The organism is Cellulomonas sp. P2_B4 (assembly GCF_056404795.1).
Window position 1 is genome coordinate 42,474 of sequence record NZ_JBFUDI010000010.1, and the last position, 21,566, is coordinate 64,039.

Below are 21,566 nucleotides of genomic sequence, written 5' to 3' on the forward strand. Positions count from 1 at the left end.
GACGTGACTGAGCACTCCCCCGTCCCGCGCTGGTCCCGCTACGTCGCCATCGGCGACTCGTTCACCGAAGGACTCTGGGACGCCCCCGACGGCATGGAGGCCCCGCAGCGGGGCTGGGCCGACCTGCTGGCGTCGCACCTCTCCGAGCGTCGCAAGGCGGCCGGCGAGCCCACGCTCCAGTACGCGAACCTCGCCATCCGCGGCAAGCTGCTCCGCTCGATCCTCGTGGACCAGGTGCCCGTCGCGCTCGGCATGCAGCCGGACCTGGTGAGCCTGGTCGGCGGCGGCAACGACATCCTGCGACCGACCGCGGACATCGACCGGATGGCGCGCAACCTCGAGGCCCGCGTGGTGCGGCTGCGCGAGGCGGGGGTCGACGTCCTGCTGGGCACCGGGTACGACGCGTTCGGCAGCCCGCTGGTCAACGCCACCCGCAGCCGGGTCGGCATCTACAACTCGCTGATCTGGTCGATGGCCCGGCGGCACGGCGCCTACGTGCTGGACACGTGGGGCATGCGCTCGCTGCGCGACTGGCGCATGTGGTCCGAGGACCGCATCCACCTCACCAGCGACGGGCACGCCCGCGTCGCGCAGGCCGCCCTCGTCGGCCTCGGCCTGCAGCCCGACAAGCCCGACTGGGACGACCCGCTGACCCCGCTGCCCCCCACCCCGCGTCTCGCACGTGCCCGGCAGGACGCCGAGTGGGTCCGGGTCCACGTCTACCCCTGGGCCACCCGACGGCTGCGCGGGAGGTCCAGCGGCGACCTGCGCGTGCCCAAGCGGCCGCAGCTCAGCCCGCTGGACTGAGCTCGTCGGTCCGTCGGGCATTCGGCCTTCTACGGAATTGCGGCCCCACTGATCAGGGTGAGCGCCCATTCCTGGTTCCCGTGGTAATCGATGCAGTGGTAGAGGATCTGGGGCGTCCCGTCCGTGGCCGCCTCGCCCTCGTTGTCGAGGCACCCGTTGTTCGTCGGGTCCGGCGTCCACCACAGTCCCGACACCCACTGGAACGTGCCCGGGTCGGAGCTCGCGCTGTCCATCGTCCACTGCATCCCGGCGAGCGCCGCGCAGTTCTTGATCTGCAGGTAGTTGACGTCGGAAGCGGTGTTGTTCGGCACCGCGAGGCAGAAGCCTCCCGCGCGCAACGTCCCGTCGCTCATCTGGGCCCAGCGCTGCCTCGTCGGGACGGTCCCGTTTGCGCAGGTGGCGATCACGACGGGCTGACCGTCGGCCAGCGCGGCGTTGCTGCTGCCGTTGTTGCCGGCGTTCACGGTGAGGCACTTGCCGTGCTGGTTCTCCCGCATCGACACGGTGCGCGTCGTGGTCGGGGTCCCGGGGGTCCAGGTCCCGGGCAGCTGCCACCCGCCGATCGTCACGTAGACGCGCTGCGCGACCATCGCCGTGAACGAACCGACGTTCATCGTGATCGACGTCGTCGTGGTGGTGGTGATCGTCGCGCTGGCCGACGCCAGCTGCGCGGCCGACCAGGTCGACGAGAGCTTGGGGTTGTAGACCGACACCGAGATGGTCTTCCCGACGCAGTTCGCCGCGTCGATGTTGTTCACGACGAGCCTCGTCGCGGGGACGTTGTTGGTGATGACCGCGACCGTCTGCGAGGTGCACCGGTTCTGGCCGGAGCTGAAGGGCTTCAGCTTCGACGTCATCGTGATGCGCGCCGCGCTCGCCATCGACTGACCGAGGAGCGCGAGCACGAGCAGACCCACCACGGCCACGAGCCACGCGTAGCGCCTCGACCTCCCCCGCGTCCTCACGGGCACACGTACAGGTCGTCGCCGGCGGCCGCGGTCGCGTGACCGTTGAGGTACACGCTGACGGTCTTGCCACCGCCGACGAGCGCCGTGTTGGGGCCGGCCTGCCCGGTGAGCACCAGCATCGGCATCTGCGCGCACGTCCACCCGGCACCGAGCGCGGACTGGTTGTTGTGGTGCATGGACCGCGCGACGAACGGGAAGCTCGAGCTGGCCAGGTTGATCGTGATCTGCCACTGCACGTTCGTCGAGGCCGACGGGCTGGAGACAGCGAAGTACGCGTTGTAGTCCGAGTAGGGCGAACCCCACTTGTCCAGGCTCGTCAGCGTCGCCGTGCACGTCAGCGACGGGTTGTTCAGCGCGACGCAGGTGACCAGCGGCGCGGTGCTCGGGTTCGAGTACGTCCAGGTGCCGGCCACGGGCCAGCCGCCGAGGGTGACGTAGACCTTCTGCGACGACGAGGGCGTGAAGGACGAGGTCGACGTCAGCGTCATCGTCGCGGCGTTGACGATCCCGGTCACCTCGAGCTTCTTCGCGGCGGCCCAGCTGCCGACCCTGGGGTCGTACACGGCGACGACGAGCGTCTTGCCCGCGCAGCCGGTGGTGTCGAGGTTGCCGACGGTCAGGCTGCTCGCGGTGCCGGACGTCGCGGGCGTCGTGACGCTCACCGTCTGGGAGGTGCAGCGGTCCGCGATCTGGGCCTTCGGGGCCTTGCCGCCGATGAGCGTCAGCGCGGAGGCGCTGGACACCGACGCGCTCGCGACGGCGAGCACGAGGATCGCGAGCATGGCGAGGAGGGCGTTGCGGTGGCGCTGGGTGAGCGCGGCGCGCACCGAGGTGCGCGCGGTCACGAGTCCGCGTCCGCGGTGTCCGCGCCGGCGAAGATCTCGGCCAGGTCGGTGTCGACGGGCTCGTCGGGGTCGGCGGCCTCGGTCTCGTCGGACTCGGTCTCGTCGGCCTCGGTCTCGTCGGACCCGGTCTCGTCGGACTCGTCGTCGTCCTCGCCACGGGGCCACAGGAACAGGGCGATGGCGATGACGAGCAGCGACGCCCACACGAACGGGGACGCGAGCGCCGTGGTGACCAGCCCGATGCGGGGCAGGTGGAACTGCGCGATGCCGACGACCTCGTCGTCGGTCGGCGTGAAGGGGTCCATCCAGTCGTTGTTGTCGCCCTGCATCAGCCACCCGTCGGTCCCGTCGCCACCGACGACGCGGTGGATGACGTGACCGTTCAGACCCTCGGGCTGGTAGACGACGACGTCACCGACGGCCGGCTCGCCGCAGCGCGCAACGACCAGGTCCCCGGTGTTGTAGGTCGGCTCCATCGAGTGGCCCGACACGACGATGAGCTGCGTGCAGCCACCGAGGCTGGCGGGCCACAGCAGCACCGCCGCGGCGACGGCGAAGGACCAGAAGAGGACGGAGACGACAGCACGCCGCACCCGGCGCCCGGCAGGGGCGTCAGGTGCGGCGTGCAGAGCCGTCTCGCTCACGACATCAGGTCCGTCGAGGGTTCGATCAGTTGTAGATCGTGACGGCGACGCGCGTGATGGCGTCCGCCGACTGGGCCGCGCTGAGCGGGAGCGTCAGGACGCCGCCCGCGACGTTGCCGGTGAACTCGGTGCCGAGCAGGACGTTGCCCGAACCGAGCAGCGCGACCTTGTACTTGGCGGCGACGGCGGGCAGCGCGCAGCCGGCGTCGAAGCTCGTCAGCGTCAGGCTGGCCGACGTGTAGGTGCCCGCGGTGAGCGCCGGAGCGGTGAAGGCGACGGCGATGGAGCTGGTCTGGCAACCCGTGACGTCCTTGACGCCGGCCTGCAGCTGCGGCGCACCCGTCAGGTTCAGCGCGGACGCCGACGCGAGCGAGAGGCCCGCGACACCGAGGATGGCGAGGCCGATGGCGAGGCCCTTGCGGGACTTCTTGGACTTGGTGCTCATGGTGATCTCCTGATGGGTAAGCGGCCGGGAATCGGCGACTCACCGACACCCGCTCACGACGACCGTTGGACGGCTGTCCGTGAACGTATGTGTCTTCGGCAACTTCACTCGTTTGGTCCTAGGTGGCAGCACCTGGGGGGCCAGACATGCCCGTTTCTTTCACCCATGGCAATTCGGAGGAATGCGACAAAGGGCATTCAAGAATTGCTACAGCGCACCCGTCCCGAGCGGCAACCAGGCGTCCAGGTGGGCGCCTTTATCACCTCCGGGTTTCAACTCGAGCCGCCCTCCGACCAGCGACAACCTGGTGTCGAGCCGGGCGGTACCGGACGGAATGCCCGCGGACGTCGGGTCGTAGAGCTCGCCGTCGTTCTGCACGCCGACGTGCAGAAGGCCGTCCGACACGTCCAGGACGACCCGGACGGATGCGGCAGGACCGTGCTTGAGCGAGTTGGTGATGCCCTCCTCGACCACGCGCACGGCGAGCAGGCGCTCGCTGACCGTGAGCGAGCCGCTCTCGGGGTCGTCGAGCTTGCGCACGGCGTCGCTGACGACGAGCTGGGTGGCGACGCTGGCCGGGATCCTGCCGAGCAGCGCACGCAGCGCCGGGACCAGGCCCAGCTCGAGGCGCTCGGGGTAGAGGAGCCGGCTCATCTCGCGCACGTCGATCTCGCGGGCCTCGTCGAGCTCGGCACGGATCCACTCCACGCTCGCGCGGCTCTCGTCGTCGAGTGCGTCCTGGTCGTGCCGGGCGAGCAGCGAGGCGAGGCGTGCGTCGACGAGCACGAGCTTCGACTGGAGCGTGCCGTGCAACCCCTCGGCGACCGCCCGGCGCACCCGGATCTCCTCCTGCTCGAGCGCCTTGACGGCCACCTCGATGTGCACGGCGTCGCGGGTCCCCGCGCGGATCCGGTCCCGCATCGCGCGGCGCGAGACCATGGCCCACATCCCGATCAGGCCGGAGATCGTGCCCATGAGGAAGCCGCTGAACAGCTCGGCGTCGCGCACAGCACCCTCGGGGTCGGCGTAGATGCCGAGGGCGAGCTGCGTGCCGTACCGGGCGGCCGCGCCGACGCAGGCCGACACGACGACCGCACCGAGCACCAGGATGACGCCGCGCGCGCGGTGGGCCCGGACGAGCGCGAGCGCCCCGACCAGGGCGAGGACGCCGACGACGTTCGCGGCGATCCGGCTCCACACGGGCGCGACGGTCCAGTTGGTCACGTAGACCGAGTAGACGTAGGTGGACTGCAGCGCGGCACCGAACCCGTAGCCGAGCGCGATGCCGGCGGTCCCGCGCAGGAGCGTGCGACGGTCCCGTCGCTCGTCGTCGAGGCGCACGGCTACGGCCGCTGCCGAGTCCGCCGACGGCATCGTCATCTGCGCTCCTTCGTCCGTCGCGGGCGGTGCCACCGCGGGAATCCACCGATTTCGTCCGGTCCGACCGGGCGCGTGGGCGCACAACCGAGCGGTTCCCGACGATACTGGTGCCGATGAGCACACCCAGCCACCAACCGATCCGCGTCGCCGTCGTCGAGGACCAGCCGCTGTTCCGATCGATGCTCGAGCACACCCTGGCATCCACGCTCGGGCTCGACGTCGTCGTCGCGATCGGCACGGCCACCGAGGCCGCTCGGATGATCAGGCCGGGGCTGGTCGACGTCGTGATCCTCGACATCGACCTCCCCGACGGCAACGGCATCGCGCTGGGTGTCACGCTCCGCCGTCGCATGCCCGGGCTGGGCATCCTGCTGCTCTCCGCGCACGACGCCATGGACCTGCTCCTGGACCTGCCCCCCGACGTCGCCGCCGGTTGGTGCTACCTGTCCAAGAACTCCTCCACCAGCGAGGAGGTCCTGATCGGCGCCGTGCGTGCGGCAGCGACCGGCGAGACGGTCCTCGACCCGGCCCTGCTCGCGCGCATGACCCCGCGCGCCGGATCGGCGGTGGCGCGCCTGACCGACCGCCAGTACGAGGTGCTCCGGCTGCTCGCGTCGGGCCTGTCGAACGCGGGCATCGGCGACCGCCTCGGCATCACGGAGAAGTCCGTACAGAACCACGTCAACGGGATGTACGCCACGCTCGGCATCGACAGCGACCCCAAGCGCAACCCGCGGGTGAGCGCGGCGCTGCGCCTGCTCGAGCAGACCGGTCCCACCAGCTGACCTCCATGTCGGCGGCATGGGCCATGATCGACGGATGGCCGAACGCCGGGGCGGCGAGCCCGCACCTCTGACCACCAGCACCGTCCGCGGCGAGGACTGGTACGCCCGCGACCTGTCCGGCGCGACGTTCTCCCGGGTCGAGTTCGTCGACCTCGACCTGACGGAGTCGTTCGGCGTCGGCGCGGTCTTCGAGGAGTGCACGTTCCGGCACGCGAAGTTCAACGCCTCGGCGCACACCGACGCGGCCTTCATCAACTGCACGTTCTCGCGGTCGACGTTCTTCGACGCCCGCTTCGAGCGCTGCAAGCTGATCGGCTCCCTGTTCGACGGCTGCACGTTCGACATCACCAAGGTCGAGGGCGGCAACTGGTCGTTCGTCGGGATGCCCGGCGCGGACCTGCACTCGGCGACGTTCACCGGCGTCAACCTGCGCGAGGCCGACCTGACCGGACTGCGCGCCCCAGGCGGCACGCTGCGCGACTGCGACCTCACGTCCGCCTGGCTGCACCTGTCGGACCTGTCGGGCTGCGACCTGCGCGGCAGTCTCCTGTCGGGCATCGACCCCGCCACCGTGAACCTCGACCGCGCGATCATCACGCTGCCGCAGGCCGTGGTGATCGTCGAGGCGATGGGGCTGGACCTGCGCGTGGAATGACGTCCTCGCCGGTGGGTGAAAACGGCATTCGGGACATTCCCGCCCCGGCGGGGCGCCGATAGCGTCGACCAGGGCCGTCCGGCCCGGCCGACCGGGGGGACCGTCATGGGACTGCTCGCCACCTTGCGCCGCAAGCCGCCGCCCGAGCCGGCTGCCGAGCAGAGGCCCGCCGTCCTGGAGCTGCGGATCCACGGCATCTCGAACACGCCGCCTGCGGGGATGCTCGAGCTGACGCCCGGGCAGGTGGAGCAGGTCGACGGCGACGAGCTCGGCTCCTTCTGGATACCGACCGAGGCGGCCCAGGCGGCCGTCGCCAAGCTCCCCGCCGACGACCCCCGTCAGGTCCCGCTCGGGGTGCGACGCGAGGCGTACTCGTGGGGTGCGATGGCGCGTCTGGCGAGCGTCCCCGGGCTCGGCGCGCTCAGCGGCACGGTCGCGGGCGTGATCCGGGCGCTGTGGGTCGTCATCATCCCCTTCGGGCTCGCGAACGTCGCGTACTGGACGCTGGACCTCACGGAACCCCGCGGGAAGCGTCGCGGTTCGGCGGCCGGCGCGCTGGTCCGCCTCTTCGGCCTCGTGCTCACCCTGCTCTGGGTGGCCACCGCCGCGACGGTCTTCCTGTGGACGATCGCTGCCCAGTGCTACGGCCCGATGACGGCCGAACCGGTCGCGCACGTGCAGGTGTGCGCCGCCATGCCCTCGTTCCTCGACTCGTGGGCGCGGTGGGACGCCGGACCGCGCACCGCGGTGCTCGCACTGCTCGCGGCGCTCGCCGTCCTCGCGCTCGGCGCCGTCGGCTCGACCGGGAACGTGCGCTACGAGAGCCGGCGCTCGATCACGAACGCCACCGGTGGGACGAGCGACCTCACCGAGAAGGCCAACGCGGGCCGCTGGCCGGTCCTGGCCCGGCACGGGTTCTGGGCGCACGCCAAGCAGTCGAGCGCGCTGTGGCTCAACCACCTCACGGCCGCGTTCGCCCTGCTGACGTTCGTGCTCGCCTGGCACTACCTCTACTACGCCACTCCCCAGTGCTGGTTCGGCCAGGACTTCGGGACCAACGGCTGCCTCGACCCGGCCGCCTGGCAGTCGCAGGACGGGTCGACGCGCTGGGCCGTCCTGGTCGTGGTGGCGGCGCTCCTGCTGCTCGTGGCCGCGCTCCGCGTCGCGATGCTCCGGATCGACCCCGCCGGCATCGACCGCCGGACCATGCACGAGGAGCCGCCGCCCGTCCGCCGCGGGCCGGACGTGGTCGCGCTGCTGATCTCGGTCGTGGTGTTCGCCGCGTGCGAGCTGTTCGTCGCCGGCACGGGCGATCAGGCCGTCACGCCCGACCTGCCCGCCGACCAGCTGCCGGCGACGGGGACCGTGCCGTTCGTCGGGCTGGACGCGGTCCCGACCGTGCTCGTCGGCATCCTCGTGATGCTGTGCCTGGTCGCGGTGGGGCTGCGCGGACGCCTGCCTGCCTTCGTGTGGGGGTCACTGACGGCGGTCGCCGCCCTCGCGTCGGTCGCCGCCGTGTGGTGGGACGACACGACGGCGTCCCCCGTGCTGTGGGGCGTCGCGGTCGCGGCCGCCGTGATCCTGGTCGTGGTGGCGCTCGTCGCGAACTCGCGCCAGCCGAACCGCGCGCTCATCGGCTTCGGCGGGCACGCGCCGTTCGTGTTCCTGAGCATCGCCGCGGGAGCGGCGATGGTGCTCAGCGCCGCGCTCGTCGCCGGCGTCACCGCCTGGCTCGAACGGCCCGGGGCACCCGAGAACGTCGCGCTGGACAAGGACGTGCAGGCCGCCCTCGATGCGGCGGACACGCTGCGGCGGCCCGTCCAGATCACGCTGACCGACGCCGTGCACCTCACACCCTCGGCCGCCTACCGCGACTTCGCGATCGTCAGCGTGCTCGGCCTCGCGGTCCTCGCGCTCTTCATCGTGGTCATGCTCCTGCGCGCGGCCGTCCTGCGGCGCATCCCTGTGGCGGACGTGCCCGGCGGGCAGAGCACGGTGGACGGCGCGCTCCAGGCGAGCCGGCACAACGCCGCCCTGGCGCACCGCGCCGAACGCGTGGTCGGCACCCTCGGCACGATCTTCTGGTTCGCGATCGCGGCGTCGCTCGTGCTGCGCGGGTTCCGGGACCAGCTCCAGGAGGACGGCGGGCAGCTCTGGTCGTTCATGACCGCCTGGGCCGGACCCGCGATCGGCCTCGCCGCGGGCTTGCTCTTCACCAGCGTCGTGCTCGCGGGCTCGAAGAAGTCGCTGACCCGGCCGTGGGGGCTGCTCTGGGACCTGATGTGCTTCCTCCCCCGGGCAGCCCACCCGTTCGCACCGCCCTGCTACGCGGAGCGCGCCGTCCCGGAGCTTCGCTCGCGCATCGACAGCTGGCTCGGCGGGCTCGACGTCGCGGAGAAGGACCGCGCGTCCCTACCGCCGCGGTCGGTCGTCCTGTCCGCGCACAGCCTCGGTGCCGTCCTGGCGGTCGGCGCGCTCTTCGCGCGGTGGGACGCGGTCGACGGGTCGGGCCCGACCGACCGCCGCGTCGCCCTGCTCACCTACGGCACCCAGCTGCGGCCCCTGTTCGGCCGGTTCTTCCCGGAGCTCCTGGGGCCAGGTGCTCTCGGCACGCACGCCATCCGGGCGCCCCGCGTCTGGGCCGCCGACCCGTGGACCCTCGCGCCGCCGACCCCCGCGCCACCCGGTCTGACCGTCGTCGACTCCCTGACCACGCCCGGCAACGGCGACCTGCGCTGGCGCAGCCTGTGGCGACGGACCGACTACATCGGCTTCCCCGTCGACGACTACGTCGGCTCCCCCATCGACCGGCCGGCGCAGGAGGAGGACACCACGACCTACCTGTTCTCCATCGGGACGCACCTGAACTACCCACGCGCGCCGCAGTACCGCGAGCAGCTCGACGAGCTGGTGGCGATGCTGAAGCGTCCCTAGGGACCCGACCGGGTGAACGCCGGGCAATTCGGGCACGCGACCAGGTCCTCACCGCTACGCTCCGTCGTCAGCCCGGGTGCCGCCGCGTCGGCCCCGCGCGCTGACGGCTGCGGTCCGCAGCGGAACAGGGGAGCTCTAGATGCGTCGCACACTTGCCCGGCTCGTCGCGCTCGGCCTGCTGGTCTCGGCATCGGTGCTGCCGACGACGAGCGCCTCCGCGGGACTCTTCAACTCGACGCCCGCCGGCTTCTACTCGGTGCCGTACGCGGAGACGCTGCTGTGGTACCACCAGGTCGGACCTAACACGTGGGAGAGCCGGAACGCGACGTTCGCGGACTGGGCCTCGCAGGGGTTCCCGGCGCCGCGACCGGCGATCGTGCGGTACGTCAAGGCACCCTGGCTGTCGACGATCGTGGCCGTGCCCACCCTCCCCGGCATGCCGACGGCACTCTTCGGCAACGCCACCCCCATCACCTTCGAGGGCTGGGCGCGGGCCGGCTTTCCGAACCCTGAGGTCACGACGAACCTCCCGGGCTACATCCTTCGCTACACGCAGGACGCGGGCGATCCGACGATCTGGGCCTGGGTGGGCCCCGAGAAGCACGCGCTGACCCTCGCCGAGTGGATCGCCGCAGGTCAGCCGAAGCCGAGCGGCGGTGTAGTCGTCTCACCGCCGCTCTCGGCGACGATGTACGTCGGCTGGGCGACGTCCCCGGAGTTGTTCGCAGTCGACGGAGGCTCGGTCTACCACAAGCTCACGTTCGCCGAGTGGGGCCGTCGCGGGTACCCGACCCCCACCATCATCCCCGGCGGCTTCTACAAGCTGAGCTGGGACGCCACAATCGCGATGTTCGAGCCCGCCGGCGGCATCGGCCTGCTGACGCCCACGGGCTGGGCGACCTACGACTATCCGACGCCCGCAGTGGTTGCGACGATCCCCGGCGACGAGTATTGCTACGACGTCGACGAGGACGCGGTCTACTACTCCGGCGCGACAGTGCAGGACTACCTCACTGACGCCGAGGTCGGGATGCTCGGCGTCCCGGTCGACGCCATCCCGGACTGCGAGTAGCCGTGCGGCAGACGGCGCTCCGGAGCCTCGTCGCCTGCCTCGTTGGGCTGGCGGCGCTGCTGCCGACGAGCACGACCGCCTCCGCTCCCTCTCGCGACACCTCGTACGACGGCTTCTACTCCGTGCCCTACTCGGACACCCTTCTCTGGGTGCGCGGGCACCTCGGCGGAACGCTGTACCAGAACGCGACGTACGCGGAGTGGGCGTCGCAGGGGTTCCCCGCCCCCCGGCCCCTGGCCTGCGGTTCGTCAAGGCGCCGTGGCTGTCGACGATCGTCGCGGTACCGATCGCACCGGGGTTCGGGTCGTTCTCGGACCTCGCCGGGCCGCTGACCTTCGCGCAGTGGGCGCAGCTGGGCTACCCGGCTCCCACGGTGACCACGGCGATCCGGACGCTGCAGTACGCGACCTACGGCGCCAGCCCGACGATCTGGGCGTCGATCTGGCTGGCCCCAGACGAGGACCGGCACGCCCTCACCCCCGCCGAGTGGCTCGCCGCGGGTCAGCCGGCACCCACCAGGCGGGACGCCATGGAGTGGCCCCTGAGCTACCGCGTCTGGGCCACCTCGCCCGAGCTCTTCGAGGTCACCAACAGCACCGGCGCGTCGCGCAAGCTCACGTTCGCGGAGTGGGGGGCCTTGGGTTACCCGGCGCGGGTGGTCAAGCCGGGCGGGTTCCTCAAGCTCCCCTGGGCGCCCGGCATCGCCATGGTCGACCCCGACGGGAGCTACCAGCTCCTCACGCCCGTCGACTGGCAGCTCCTCGGCTTCCCGACGCCCGCGGTCGTCACCGCGATCCCCGGCGACGAGTACTGCTACGACGTCGACCAGGACGCGGTCTACTACTCCGGCGCGACCGTCAACGCGTTCCTCACCGACGACGAGTTCCGACGACTCGGCGCCAACATCAACGACGTCCCCGACTGCGCCTGACCGCTGGACCGACCCGCCCAACCACGACGCGGGTGCCAACTCCTCCCGTCACGTGACGACATGACCGGCCCGGGAGCAGACTGAGGTCCGGGGAGGACCACAGTGGCCGAAGCGGTGCACACCAGCTCCAACGGCAAGCTGCCCGCCGCCGCGCTCGCAGCTACGCCGGGCGGCCAGCCGCTCGTCGTCGCTGCCACCGAGGCGCTGGCCCGGGTGTCGGCGGCGTGCGCCGCGGCCGGGAAGCGCGCGCTGTCGCTGTCCCCGGGCCTGTCGGGCTATCGCACGCTTGCCGAGCAGCGGCACATGATCGACATCCACCTGACCACCGTCGCCGTCGGCACGTCGATCCATGGCGAGGGTCTCGCGGCCGACATCGCCGGACTGGGCGGCTGGAAGGGCGACCGCCACAAGTGGCTCGTCGCGAACGGCGCCACCTACGGCTGGTACCAGCCGGGCTGGACCAGCGAGAACCATCTCGACGAACCGTGGCACTGGGAGTACGACCCGGAGCTCGACCAGCTTCACGAGGAGGACGACATGCCGTACAGCCGCCAGGAGCTCAAGCAGATCATCGCCGAGACACTGCGGGAGAACCTCGGCGACCAGCCGTCCCGCGTCTCGTGGGGACCGGCGAGCCTCGCCAAGTGGGCCACGAAGGGAGGCGCCGCGCTCCTGCGCTCCCCCGCCGACCTCCAACCGCTCGTCGAGTTCTTCGACCCGCACATGCGCAACGTCGTGCGCGAGGAGACCACCAAGGTCGTGCGCGTCGAGACCGGGCCGTCCCAGCTCGCCGCGGCGCTGAGCGCCCTGCTCGAACGGGGCGGCACCGGACTGACCACGGCCGAGCTGGACCGGCTGCATGCGGCCGTGGAGCACGCACAGACGCAACCGTGACCGTGCGGTGGAGCCCCCTATCGGATTCGAACCGATGACCCCCTGTTTACAAGACAGGTGCTCTGGCCGACTGAGCTAAGGAGGCGGGCAGCGACAAGAGTACCGAGGACTGCGGCCCGGCCCGCACCGCCGCCTACGGCGTGAGAGGACGGAGCGCGTCGGCGACCGGGGGGCGTGGCGACGAGGCCACGATCGTGACGTCGTTCAGGTGCCCGATCGCGACGCAGGCGATGATGACGTCGCCCGGCTCGAGGTCGAAACGCTCGCGGAAGCGCCGATCGATGTCTGGCCCCTTGCTCCAGTTGAGGCACACGGTGCCGAGGCGACGCACGTGCAGACCCAGCAGGAACGACATGAGGAACATCCCGCCGTCGGTCCACGCCTGCATCCGCTCACCGGGGCCCCAGAAGTTGCGCAGGGACGCCGTCACCACCGCGACGCACGGGACGTTCTCGGCGAAGCCTCGGGCGCCGCCCTGGATGGCCAGCGCATCCCGGATGGCATCCGGGTCCTGCGTGACGTACACCCGGCAGAACTGGCGGTTGCAGACGGCCGGGCTCGACTGGGCGGCGCGCACCGCGAACTCGAGGTCCTCCTGCGCTACTGCTCCGGCCGCGAAGTGGCGCACGGACCGCCGGGTGGTGAAGAAGTCGAGGTCGACCGACCCGACCGCGGAGTCCAGGTGCGACAGGTGGAGCTCGCGCACACCTCCGGTCATCGGCAGCCGTGCCGCGGCCTCGGCGGACAACGCGTCGAGGGGTTCGGCCGCGAGCGCCGCCGTGACGGCCGCGTCGTCCGCGTTGAACGCCTGGTAGGCCCCCAGCGCGCCCAAGGCCGCCGCGGTCACCTCGTCGTCGCCGTAGCGCGCGCGGTAGGTCCGCAGGTACCCGACGAGCGCCAGGGCGTTCTTCAGGCCGTGCCCGGGCTCCGGCGCCGGCAGCGCGAGCCCCTTCTCGAGGTTGTGGTAGCGCTCGGTCACGCGGCTGGCGAGGTTCTGCCTGCTCGCGTGGGGTCCCATGGACGACGAGTACTGGAAGTACCGCTCGCGGTCGTAGCGGTAGGCCTCACGCAACCCCCTGGAGATCCTCGCGCCCTTGCGCAGGCCCACGACGCGGTCCGGGAGCACCGCCTTCGCGGCGGACTTCACCGGTCTCAGCATGCGCCTGACTGTGGACAACTGGCCTCCTCAGGACGGGGCGGGGCAGTGAGGCTCGGACCGCGGACGGCGGTCACGCCACGCTCGGAGATCATAAGGAAGCAAGCGACCCGGCCGGAGGGTGAAGTAGCCCGATCGAGACGCGCGGGCGCGCCCCCACCAGGGGGACGCGCCCGCGATCACCTCGGGTCAGGACTTGGCGGCGTTGACCGCGTCGAGCAGCGCGCCCGGCGTCTGCCAGTTCTCGAACTTCTCGCCGTTGATCAGGACCGTCGGCGTCGAGATGGCGCCCTGGTCGATCTGCAGCTGGTTCGTGCCGGCCATGACCCACGGGGCGAACGTGCGCCACGTGCCGTCGTGCGAGGTCGGGTTGTCGGACGAGCCGGTCTCGTAGGAGCCGTTCACGGTGTCGGTGAAGGAGTCGGCGACGTCCTGCGGCACGCCCAGGTCGGTGGCGATCTTGGCGATCTCCGCGTCGGTCCGGCCCGACGAGCCCTCGGCGGGCTGGTCGACGTACATCGCGCTGACGAACTCGGCGAAGTGCTCCGGGTCCTTGTCGGCGACGACGGCGGCCGCGTTGGCAGCACGCGTCGAGTAGTTGGTTCCCGAGGACTTGCTGTCGAGGAACGAGATCGGGTGGTACTCGATCGTCGTGCCACCGTCGGCCAGGATCGTGTCGATGTCGTCGCCGTTGATCTGCTCGAACTGGCCGCAGATCGGGCACATGAAGTCGAAGTAGATGCTCAGCACGACGTCGCCGTCACCGACCGTGCCGACCGCGTCGGCGCCCGTGCCGCTGACCGGGATGCCGCCGTTGTCGCCGGCAGGCGCCGGAGCCGTCACGTCGGCGAGGGCGGGCGGGATGACGTCGGCCGAGTTGCTGCCGTAGACGACCTCGGAGTTGTTCGCCTCGTTGGTCTTCTGGTTGTTGATGATCGAGAAGACGATGCCGCCGAGGGCGAGGACGGCGACGACGAGGACCGCGATGCCGATGAGGCGGTTGCGCTTGGCCTTGGCCTCCTGCGCCTTGCGCATCTCAGCGGCCTTGGCGCGGGCCTCGTCGCGCCGCACCGCCTTCGTGGGACGTGGTTCGTTCGTGGGCATGGTGCACTCCAGTGGCTGTGGGTTCGTACGGGGTCGGGTCGAGAGCGGTCAGGCCGCGACGAGCGGCGGACCGCGGCGCGCGATGCTCCCGACGAGCACCCGGGGGCGCGGCACCGACGTGCGCGCGACCGTGACGAGCGACCCGGGCCGCACGGGCGCCGAGGAGGCGTCGGCAGCGCGGCGGGGCAGGACCGAGCGGAGCAGCGCACGCGTCTGGCGGGCCGCCCGCACGAGCAGGGCCGACAGGCCGACACCGCACGCGGTCAGGAGCGCGTAGCCGACGAGCACCGGCAGCGCGACGCTGAGCAGCAGGACCGCACCGCGCGAGACGCCACCCAGGCCGTAGGCCCCCTCGGGGCAGTCGGCGACGTCCTGCAGCACGGCCAGGCGCAGGCCCAGGGACCCGAAGGCACCGCCCGTGCTCACGCAGTCGTGCAGGAGCACCCGCCCCTGCATCGCGATCCCCGCCGTGAACGCCAGGAGGGCCAGGGCGCCGGCGAGCGGCACGACCGGCCGACGGGCATGCACGAGCGCGTCGATCGCCCGTCCTCGCGCCGTCATGCCGCACAGCGTAGGGGTAGCGCCTGTGGGACGTCAGGCACGCGACTGACGGACCACCTCGACGTCGAACCCGAACGACTGCTTCCACTCGCGCGCAAGCCGGTGCCCGGCAAACCTGACGATGCCCCGCAGCCACCACTCGTCCACGTCGATCCCCCGGTGCGCGTGCTCCACCAGCAGCGGCCGGAAGCGCGCGTCGATCTCGGCGACCCGGGCACGCAGGACGGCGGTCTCGGGGAAGTCCGCCAGCTCCGGCGCACGCAGCGCGGCCTCGAGCGTGGTCCGCGACATCACCTCGTTGGCGTAGGCGAACTCGTCCTCGCGGTACCCGTGCTCGCACTCCTCCACGAAGCTCGACCACCGTTCGAGCACCGCCCCCGGGGTGTCGTCGCGCCAGAGCCCGCGACCCCGCACGAACGCGGTGAAGGCGGCGTCGAACGGGCTGGTCACTTGGCCACCTCACGCAGGAAGAACTCGTAGCCCTCGTCGGGCCGGAACCACGCGATGATCACGTCGCCGCGGTGCACGCCCAGGGTCCCGGTGCGGTGGTCGAACCGCACGAGGTCGCCGTTGCTGCGTCGTCCCTCGACGACGTCGTCGCCGGCCTGCCCGTCCCCGCCCGCCGCTCGCGCCACCCATGCTCCCGTCCCGCCGGCCCCCGGTCAGGGCCTCACCCAATGGTGTGGGACCGCTGCACGCCAGGGCCATTTTGCATGGCGAGACTCCCCTGCGGTGTCACGGAGCCTGCGCACGGGCGCGTAGGGGGTCAGGGCAGCGTGGGCTCGGGGAACGGGGCCCACGTGATGTCCGTGCCGGTGAGGATCAGTGTGACGAAGATCGCGGACACACCGAGCAGCACGACGATCGCGACGAGCGCTCCCTTGCGCCCCGGGGCGACGACCGCGAGCACCCGGCGCGCGCCGACGCGGGTCATCCGGGACAGCGGCCCCCACCAGACGATGCAGACGCCGATCATGAGGATGGCCGCGACGAGCAGGGTTGCGGTCCTGCCCTGCGGCTCCTGGCCGGACGGCGACCCGCCGATCGTCCAGTGCCCCTCCCCGATGAGCCACCAGGCGACGCCGAGCAGGATCACCACGACGCTGCCGGCGACGAGGAGCGACGGCACGAGCCCGAGCAGCGACCGCACGAGGTGCCAGGGACCGGTCGCGACCGCGCGCGCGTGGTCCGAGCGACGGACGCCGACACGCTCCCGGTGCGCGTGCATCGACTCGACGGTCGACCCGATGGTCCGGATCACGATGACGATGACGAGGAACGCGATCAGGGTGATGCCGGGGTAGATCGCACCCGCCGAGCCGACCAGCACCGCGAACGCGAGGAGGGTGCCCCAGCGGCGCAACGCGGGCGGGCGCACGTAGCCGGAGCCCTCCGGGCCCTCCCCCTCGGAGAGGTCCAGGTCCTCCTCGATCCAGTCGACGCCGTCCTCGTCGTCGTCCTCGAGGTCCTCGTCCTCCTCGTACTCGTCGTCCGTCCCGGCCGTCGGGTCGAACGGACGCGTGAGGCCGTCGTTGACCGGCGGCGCCGTGGAGACGACGGACCCGGCACCGGCCGCAGCGGCGGAACCGGCGCCGGCAGCCACCGCGACCGTCGGCGGCTCGGTTCCCAGGACGGTCGTCCCGACGACGTCCTGCGGGCCGAACGCGGTGGTCTCGGTATCGTCGGCGAGCGACTCGCCCTCGGCGACGACGAGCGTCAGCGCCGCGACGACGTCGTCCGGGCTGGTGCGCTCCTCGACGGCGGGCGCGAGGGCTCGTCGCAACGCGGACGCGGTCAGAGGGCCGAGCCCGTCGACGTCCACCTCTCCCGCACGCGCCCGGGCCAGGACGGCCTCGAGCGGGCGGGTGCCGAACGGCGGGCGGCCCGTGGCGGCGAACGCGAGGACCGCGGCCCAGCCCCAGAAGTCGGTGGCGGCGCTGGGCTCGTCGCCGTCGAGCAGCTCGGGCGCCAGGTAGCCGGGGGTCCCGATCACCAGGCCGGCCGACGTCATCCGGGAGTCGTCGGCGGCCTGCGCGATGCCGAAGTCGATGAGCACCGGTCCGTCGTCGGTGACGAGCACGTTGGAGGGCTTGAGGTCGCGGTGGATCACGCCCGCGCCGTGCACCGCCTCGAGCACGTCGCGCAGGCCCTCGGCGAGGTCCAGCAGGTCCTCGGCGCCCAGCGGGCCGCGCTCGCGGACGTGCTCCTCGAGGTTGTCGCCCTGGATCAGCTCGGTGACCAGGAACGCCTCGGTCGAGTCGGCCTCGGCGTCCAGGATCGCGGCGACGCCCGGGTGCCGGAGCTTCTGCAGCGCGCTCACCTCCCGACGCAGACGGGCCCGGGCCGTGGCGTCGGTGCCGATCTGCGTGTGCAGCAGCTTGAGCGCGACCGCGTCGCCGGCGCCGTCCACCGCGCGGTAGACCGTCCCCATGCCACCTTGACCGAGCGGCGCGACGACGGTGTATCCGCCGATCTCCGACCCCGGTGTCAGTCCGATCCGCTCCATCCGTGCACGGTACGGCGACGGCGAGCCGTGAGCATGGCGGCGCTCCGTACCGCACGCCGGCGTGCCGCCCGATAGGGTCGTGCGGAATCCCGAGGAGTTGATCAGGTGCCTTCCGACGTGCCCGGCTACGACTTCGTCGTCGTCGCCAACCGGCTCCCGGTCGACGTCTCGCTCGACGACGACGGCGAACCGACCTGGACCCGCTCGCCGGGCGGTCTGGTCACCGCGCTCGCGCCCGTCATGGCGTCCACGTCAGGCGCCTGGGTGGGCTGGGGCGGCGCGCCCGACCTCGAGCTCGACCCCTTCGACGTGGACGGGACCGAGCTGATCCCTGTCGTGCTCACCGAGGACGACATCGAGCAGTTCTACGAGGGCTTCTCCAACGACACCCTCTGGCCGCTCTACCACGACGTCATCGCGCCCCCGCAGTTCCACCGGCAGTGGTGGGACGTGTACCAGCGGGTCAACCGACGGTTCGCCCAGGCCGCCGCGGACCAGGCCGCCGACGGCGCCACCGTCTGGGTGCACGACTACCAGCTGCAGCTCGTCCCGAAGATGCTGCGCGAGCTGCGTCCGGACCTGCGCATCGGCTACTTCCACCACATCCCGTTCCCTGCACTCGAGATCTTCGCGCAGCTGCCGTGGCGCAAGCAGGTGGTCGAGGGGCTGCTCGGCGCGGACCTCGTCGGCTTCCAGCGGGGCGGCGACGCCGCGAACTTCGTGCGCGTGGTCCGTCGGTACACGGACCTGACCACGCGTGGGCAGGTGATCACGCTCAACGACGCCGACGGCCGCGTGGACCGGCACGTGCGCGCGGCCGCGTTCCCCATCTCGATCGACTCCCACGCGTTCGACGACCTGGCGCGCACCGACGAGGTCCAGGAGCGCGCCAAGCAGATCCGCCACGAGCTGGGCGACCCGGAGTTCCTGCTGCTCGGCGTCGACCGGCTCGACTACACCAAGGGCATCCGGCACCGCATCAAGGCGTACGGCGAGCTGCTCGCGGAGGACCGGCTGTCCCCGCACAGCACCACGCTCGTGCAGGTGGCCAGCCCGAGCCGGGAGAACGTGGGTGCGTACCAGCAGCTGCGCGACGACGTGGAGCTGCTCGTGGGCCGCATCAACGGGGACTACGGGCAGGTGGGCCACGCGCCCGTGCAGTACCTGCACCAGTCGTTCCCCATGGAGGAGATGGCGGCGCTCTACCTGGCCGCCGACGTCATGCTCGTCACCGCCCTGCGCGACGGCATGAACCTCGTGGCCAAGGAGTACGTGGCGGCCCGTTCCGACGATCGCGGCGCCCTGGTCCTCTCGGAGTTCACGGGGGCCGCCGACGAGCTGAGCGGTGCCGTCCTGGTCAACCCGCACGACATCGACGGCATGAAGGACGCCATCTGGTACGCCGTGCACATGGACGCCCGCGACTCGCGCAAGCGGATGCGCAGCCTGCGCCGCCGGGTGCTGGGGCACGACGTCGTGGCGTGGTCGCAGGACTTCCTCGCTGCTCTCAACGCGGTGCCGATCGGAGGCCCGCATGCCGCTGGATGACGTTCTTCAGGAGCTGGCCGCCGACGACGGTCGCCGGCCCGTGCTCGTCGCGCTCGACTTCGACGGGACGCTCGCGCCGTTGCAGGACGACCCGTCGGCGTCGCGGATCCTGCCCGCGGGCGTCGAGGCGCTGGCCCGGCTCGCCGCGTCGGACGGGATCTCGCTCGCGCTGGTGTCCGGACGCTCCATGGCGGACCTGCACACGCTCGCCGAGGTGCCCGCGGGCACGTTCCTGATCGGCAGCCACGGCGCCGAGCGGGCGCGGGTCACCACGTTCGGGCTCGACCGCGACGTCGTCCAGCTGTCCGACGAGCAGGCCGACCGGCTGGCGACCCTGGGCGCGCAGGCGCTGCGGATCGCGCGCGGCCGCGACGGCGTGTGGGTGGAGACCAAGCCGACGGCGGTCGTCGTGCACACGCGGCTGGCCGAGAGCGCCGTGGCCGGTCCGGCCGAGGACGAGGCGATCGCGCTCGGCGAGGAGCTGGGCACGGGCGTGCTGCACGGCAAGGACGTCGTGGAGATCTCGGTGCTGCGCGCCAGCAAGGGCGAGGCCCTGGTCGCGCTCCGCGACGAGCTCGGCGCTGCCGTCGTGCTCTACGCGGGCGACGACGTCACCGACGAGCACGCCTTCGAGGCCCTGGGTCCGGACGACGTCACGGTCAAGGTGGGCGACGGGACGACGGTCGCGCGCTTCCGCGTCCAGACCCCCGAGCAGCTCGTCGCGGCGCTCGGGTCCTTCGCCGACGCCCTCTGACGCCGGGGCGCTGGCCCCGGACAGGACCGAGGCGTACCGTCCGCCCCATGACCGGCCGGATGCGCGAGGTCGAGCTCGTCGACGAGATCGACGTCCACGTCACGGCAGCGCCCTCCGACGGCTCGGCTCCGGGGCCGCGTTCGTGGCCTCGTCGGCACGCGCTCTGGCTGGTACCCGTCGCCGTCGTGGCCGTCCTGGGTCTCGTCGGCGCGCAGTCCGTCCTCGACGCCCGCGAGCGCAGCCGGATCGCCGCGCTCGCCGACGTCCCCGGCGTCATCCCGCCCACCGGTCCCGACATCGGCGTGATCTGGCGGGCCCCGCCCGAGCTCGGCGCCGTCATGCAGGGCGGGTCGATGGTGGACGGTCTGATGGTGGGCGGCGCCACGGACGACGACGGCGGCGTGCGCGTCGTCGCCCTCGACCCGGACACGGGCGAGACCCGGTGGACCACCCCGGTGTCGCTGCCCGTCCCGAACCCGCAGCCGGACGGCACGCAGCCGAGCACGTGGGTCAGCTGCAGCGAGATCCCCCGCGACGACGGACCGCTGGCCGCCTGCCTGTCGCAGCAGTACGGCGAGAACGTCGTCGGCCTGCCCGACACCACGATCTGGGTGCTCGACCCCTCCGACGGGCACGTGCTGTCCACGCGCTCGATCGCCGGGACGTCGGGCGTGACGTTCACGAAGGACGCGATCGTGGTCGCGACGCGGGTCGACGACGCGGGCGAGCCGGCCCGCGACGACGCCAGCTCGGTCCGGTGGAAGGTGGTGGCCGCGGACGCCCGCGACGGCACGCAGCAGTGGACCTGGACGACGCCCCCGGTCGACGTCCTGGGCCGCGAGGACGGGCCGTCGGCGGCGAACGCGTCGGGCGGTGCCTACATGTCGACGTTCGGCGACCAGGTGGTGCTCAGCGTCGACACCGACGCGTGGATCCTCGACGACGACGGCACGCTCGTTCGCGACGTCCCGCTCGAGTCCGGCTCGTGGCTCCAGGGCGCTCGGGCCGGGGCGTACGTGCTGAGCACCTATTCGTCGAGCAACCGGTACTCCGGGAAGCTGCTGCTCGCCGACGGGACCGAGGTCCCGATGGACCAGACCGCGGCCTGGCTCCCCGTCGACGACGGCTCCGCGCCCGGTGTGGTGCTGACGGTCGGCGACGGCCCGTCCGGGGTTCTCGGCATCAGCGGGCGCGACGCCAAGACCGGACAGACCTTGTGGCACAAGGACGACGCCGTCACCACCGCGCTGCTGCTCGACGGCGTCGTGTACGTGCTGGCGTTCAGCGACCTCAGCGCCGTCGACGCCCGGACCGGCGAGGTGCGCTGGACCACCAAGCTCGACGTCGGACCCTCCCAGCTCTCGACCGACGGCCGGTACCTGCTGGTGCCCGGCCTGCGGATCACCCTGGAGGCGTACTCGCTCGCGGACGGGCAGCTCGCGTGGACGGCGGACCTGCACGACGCCGTCACCGAGGGTCGCTCGACGCTGGTCCCGCAGGGGTTCCAGTCGACCGGCCGCGACCCCCGGCTGTTCGTGTGGATGACCGACGGCGCGGTCGCCGTCCTGGGATGACGT

21 protein-coding genes and 1 tRNA gene are annotated in these 21,566 nt (G+C 71.9%); 10 read left to right on the forward strand and 12 right to left on the reverse strand.

From position 1 onward, the window contains the following. Positions 1-3 precede the first annotated feature (3 nt). Entirely contained in the window at positions 4-807 is an 804-nt protein-coding gene (locus AC1DZC_RS16020) for an SGNH/GDSL hydrolase family protein (RefSeq protein WP_477039751.1), read from the forward strand. 29 nt (positions 808-836) lie between these two features. On the opposite strand, the gene AC1DZC_RS16025 is transcribed toward AC1DZC_RS16020, so the two are convergent. The 5 genes from AC1DZC_RS16025 to AC1DZC_RS16045 all read right to left on the reverse strand — a co-directional run bounded on the left by AC1DZC_RS16025 (position 837) and on the right by AC1DZC_RS16045 (position 5,089). Next, a complete protein-coding gene (locus AC1DZC_RS16025; RefSeq protein WP_477043953.1) occupies positions 837-1,733 on the reverse strand; it encodes a ricin-type beta-trefoil lectin domain protein in 897 nt (298 codons plus the stop codon). Positions 1,734-1,768: 35 nt separating this feature from the next. Beyond that, positions 1,769-2,620 (reverse strand): hypothetical protein, encoded by an 852-nt coding sequence (locus tag AC1DZC_RS16030; protein ID WP_477043954.1) that lies wholly within the window; start codon positions 2,618-2,620, stop codon positions 1,769-1,771. Then, the gene (locus AC1DZC_RS16035) at positions 2,617-3,264 is read right to left on the reverse strand and encodes a signal peptidase I (protein ID WP_477043955.1); all 648 of its coding nucleotides are present in this window, start codon (positions 3,262-3,264) and stop codon (positions 2,617-2,619) included. Before AC1DZC_RS16035 ends, AC1DZC_RS16030 begins: the two co-directional genes overlap by 4 nt. A 25-nt stretch (positions 3,265-3,289) precedes the next feature. Beyond that, the gene (locus tag AC1DZC_RS16040; RefSeq protein WP_477039747.1) at positions 3,290-3,709 is read right to left on the reverse strand and encodes a hypothetical protein; all 420 of its coding nucleotides are present in this window, start codon (positions 3,707-3,709) and stop codon (positions 3,290-3,292) included. Positions 3,710-3,916: 207 nt separating this feature from the next. Next, positions 3,917-5,089, reverse strand: a complete 1,173-nt coding sequence (locus AC1DZC_RS16045) for a sensor histidine kinase (RefSeq protein ID WP_477039746.1) — start codon at positions 5,087-5,089, stop codon at positions 3,917-3,919. Positions 5,090-5,202: 113 nt separating this feature from the next. Between AC1DZC_RS16045 and AC1DZC_RS16050 the strand changes: the two genes are divergently transcribed. The 6 genes from AC1DZC_RS16050 (at position 5,203) to AC1DZC_RS16075 (ending at position 12,360) form a co-directional block, all read left to right on the forward strand. Next, positions 5,203-5,874: a response regulator gene (locus AC1DZC_RS16050; protein ID WP_477039745.1), complete on the forward strand. Its 672-nt coding sequence runs from the start codon at positions 5,203-5,205 to the stop codon at positions 5,872-5,874. A 34-nt stretch (positions 5,875-5,908) separates the two neighbouring features. After that, complete coding sequence (locus AC1DZC_RS16055) at positions 5,909-6,529, forward strand: pentapeptide repeat-containing protein (protein ID WP_477043956.1); 621 nt, start codon at positions 5,909-5,911, stop codon at positions 6,527-6,529. Between the two features lie 105 nt (positions 6,530-6,634). Then, on the forward strand, positions 6,635-9,463 hold the full coding sequence (locus AC1DZC_RS16060; protein WP_477043957.1) for a hypothetical protein: 2,829 nt from the start codon (positions 6,635-6,637) through the stop codon (positions 9,461-9,463). Positions 9,464-9,602: 139 nt separating this feature from the next. Next, a complete protein-coding gene (locus AC1DZC_RS16065) occupies positions 9,603-10,535 on the forward strand; it encodes a hypothetical protein (protein WP_477043958.1) in 933 nt (310 codons plus the stop codon). Between the two features lie 199 nt (positions 10,536-10,734). Next, a complete protein-coding gene (locus AC1DZC_RS16070; RefSeq protein WP_477043959.1) occupies positions 10,735-11,466 on the forward strand; it encodes a hypothetical protein in 732 nt (243 codons plus the stop codon). Between the two features lie 102 nt (positions 11,467-11,568). Then, positions 11,569-12,360, forward strand: a complete 792-nt coding sequence (locus AC1DZC_RS16075) for a M15 family metallopeptidase (RefSeq protein WP_477043960.1) — start codon at positions 11,569-11,571, stop codon at positions 12,358-12,360. A gap of 8 nt (positions 12,361-12,368) precedes the next feature. Here the strand turns inward: AC1DZC_RS16075 and AC1DZC_RS16080 are convergent. The 7 genes from AC1DZC_RS16080 to AC1DZC_RS16110 form a co-directional block, all read right to left on the reverse strand. Continuing rightward, positions 12,369-12,445, reverse strand: a tRNA-Thr gene (locus AC1DZC_RS16080). 48 nt (positions 12,446-12,493) lie between these two features. Further along, on the reverse strand, positions 12,494-13,519 hold the full coding sequence (locus AC1DZC_RS16085; protein WP_477043961.1) for a nitroreductase family protein: 1,026 nt from the start codon (positions 13,517-13,519) through the stop codon (positions 12,494-12,496). Between the two features lie 186 nt (positions 13,520-13,705). Further along, positions 13,706-14,620 (reverse strand): DsbA family protein, encoded by a 915-nt coding sequence (locus tag AC1DZC_RS16090; protein ID WP_477039741.1) that lies wholly within the window; start codon positions 14,618-14,620, stop codon positions 13,706-13,708. Positions 14,621-14,668: 48 nt separating this feature from the next. Next, positions 14,669-15,181 carry a hypothetical protein gene (locus AC1DZC_RS16095; protein WP_477039740.1) on the reverse strand — a complete coding sequence of 171 codons (513 nt, stop codon included), beginning with the start codon at positions 15,179-15,181 and terminating at the stop codon, positions 14,669-14,671. Between the two features lie 33 nt (positions 15,182-15,214). After that, positions 15,215-15,631, reverse strand: coding sequence for a hypothetical protein (locus tag AC1DZC_RS16100; protein WP_477039739.1), 417 nt, complete (start codon positions 15,629-15,631; stop codon positions 15,215-15,217). Further along, positions 15,628-15,816 (reverse strand): hypothetical protein, encoded by a 189-nt coding sequence (locus AC1DZC_RS16105; RefSeq protein ID WP_477039738.1) that lies wholly within the window; start codon positions 15,814-15,816, stop codon positions 15,628-15,630. Before AC1DZC_RS16105 ends, AC1DZC_RS16100 begins: the two co-directional genes overlap by 4 nt. A gap of 131 nt (positions 15,817-15,947) precedes the next feature. Continuing rightward, positions 15,948-17,687, reverse strand: coding sequence for a serine/threonine-protein kinase (locus AC1DZC_RS16110; protein ID WP_477043962.1), 1,740 nt, complete (start codon positions 17,685-17,687; stop codon positions 15,948-15,950). Between the two features lie 105 nt (positions 17,688-17,792). Here AC1DZC_RS16110 and AC1DZC_RS16115 point away from each other — a divergent pair, with 105 nt between their 5' ends. The 3 genes from AC1DZC_RS16115 to AC1DZC_RS16125 are packed head-to-tail and all read left to right on the forward strand — an operon-like array spanning position 17,793 to position 21,563. Continuing rightward, positions 17,793-19,235 (forward strand): alpha,alpha-trehalose-phosphate synthase (UDP-forming), encoded by a 1,443-nt coding sequence (locus tag AC1DZC_RS16115; protein ID WP_477039736.1) that lies wholly within the window; start codon positions 17,793-17,795, stop codon positions 19,233-19,235. Continuing rightward, positions 19,222-19,989 (forward strand): trehalose-phosphatase, encoded by a 768-nt coding sequence (gene otsB / locus AC1DZC_RS16120; RefSeq protein WP_477043963.1) that lies wholly within the window; start codon positions 19,222-19,224, stop codon positions 19,987-19,989. Before AC1DZC_RS16115 ends, otsB begins: the two co-directional genes overlap by 14 nt. 47 nt (positions 19,990-20,036) lie before the next feature. After that, positions 20,037-21,563, forward strand: coding sequence for an outer membrane protein assembly factor BamB family protein (locus AC1DZC_RS16125; protein WP_477043964.1), 1,527 nt, complete (start codon positions 20,037-20,039; stop codon positions 21,561-21,563). The last annotated feature ends 3 nt before the right edge of the window (positions 21,564-21,566 follow it).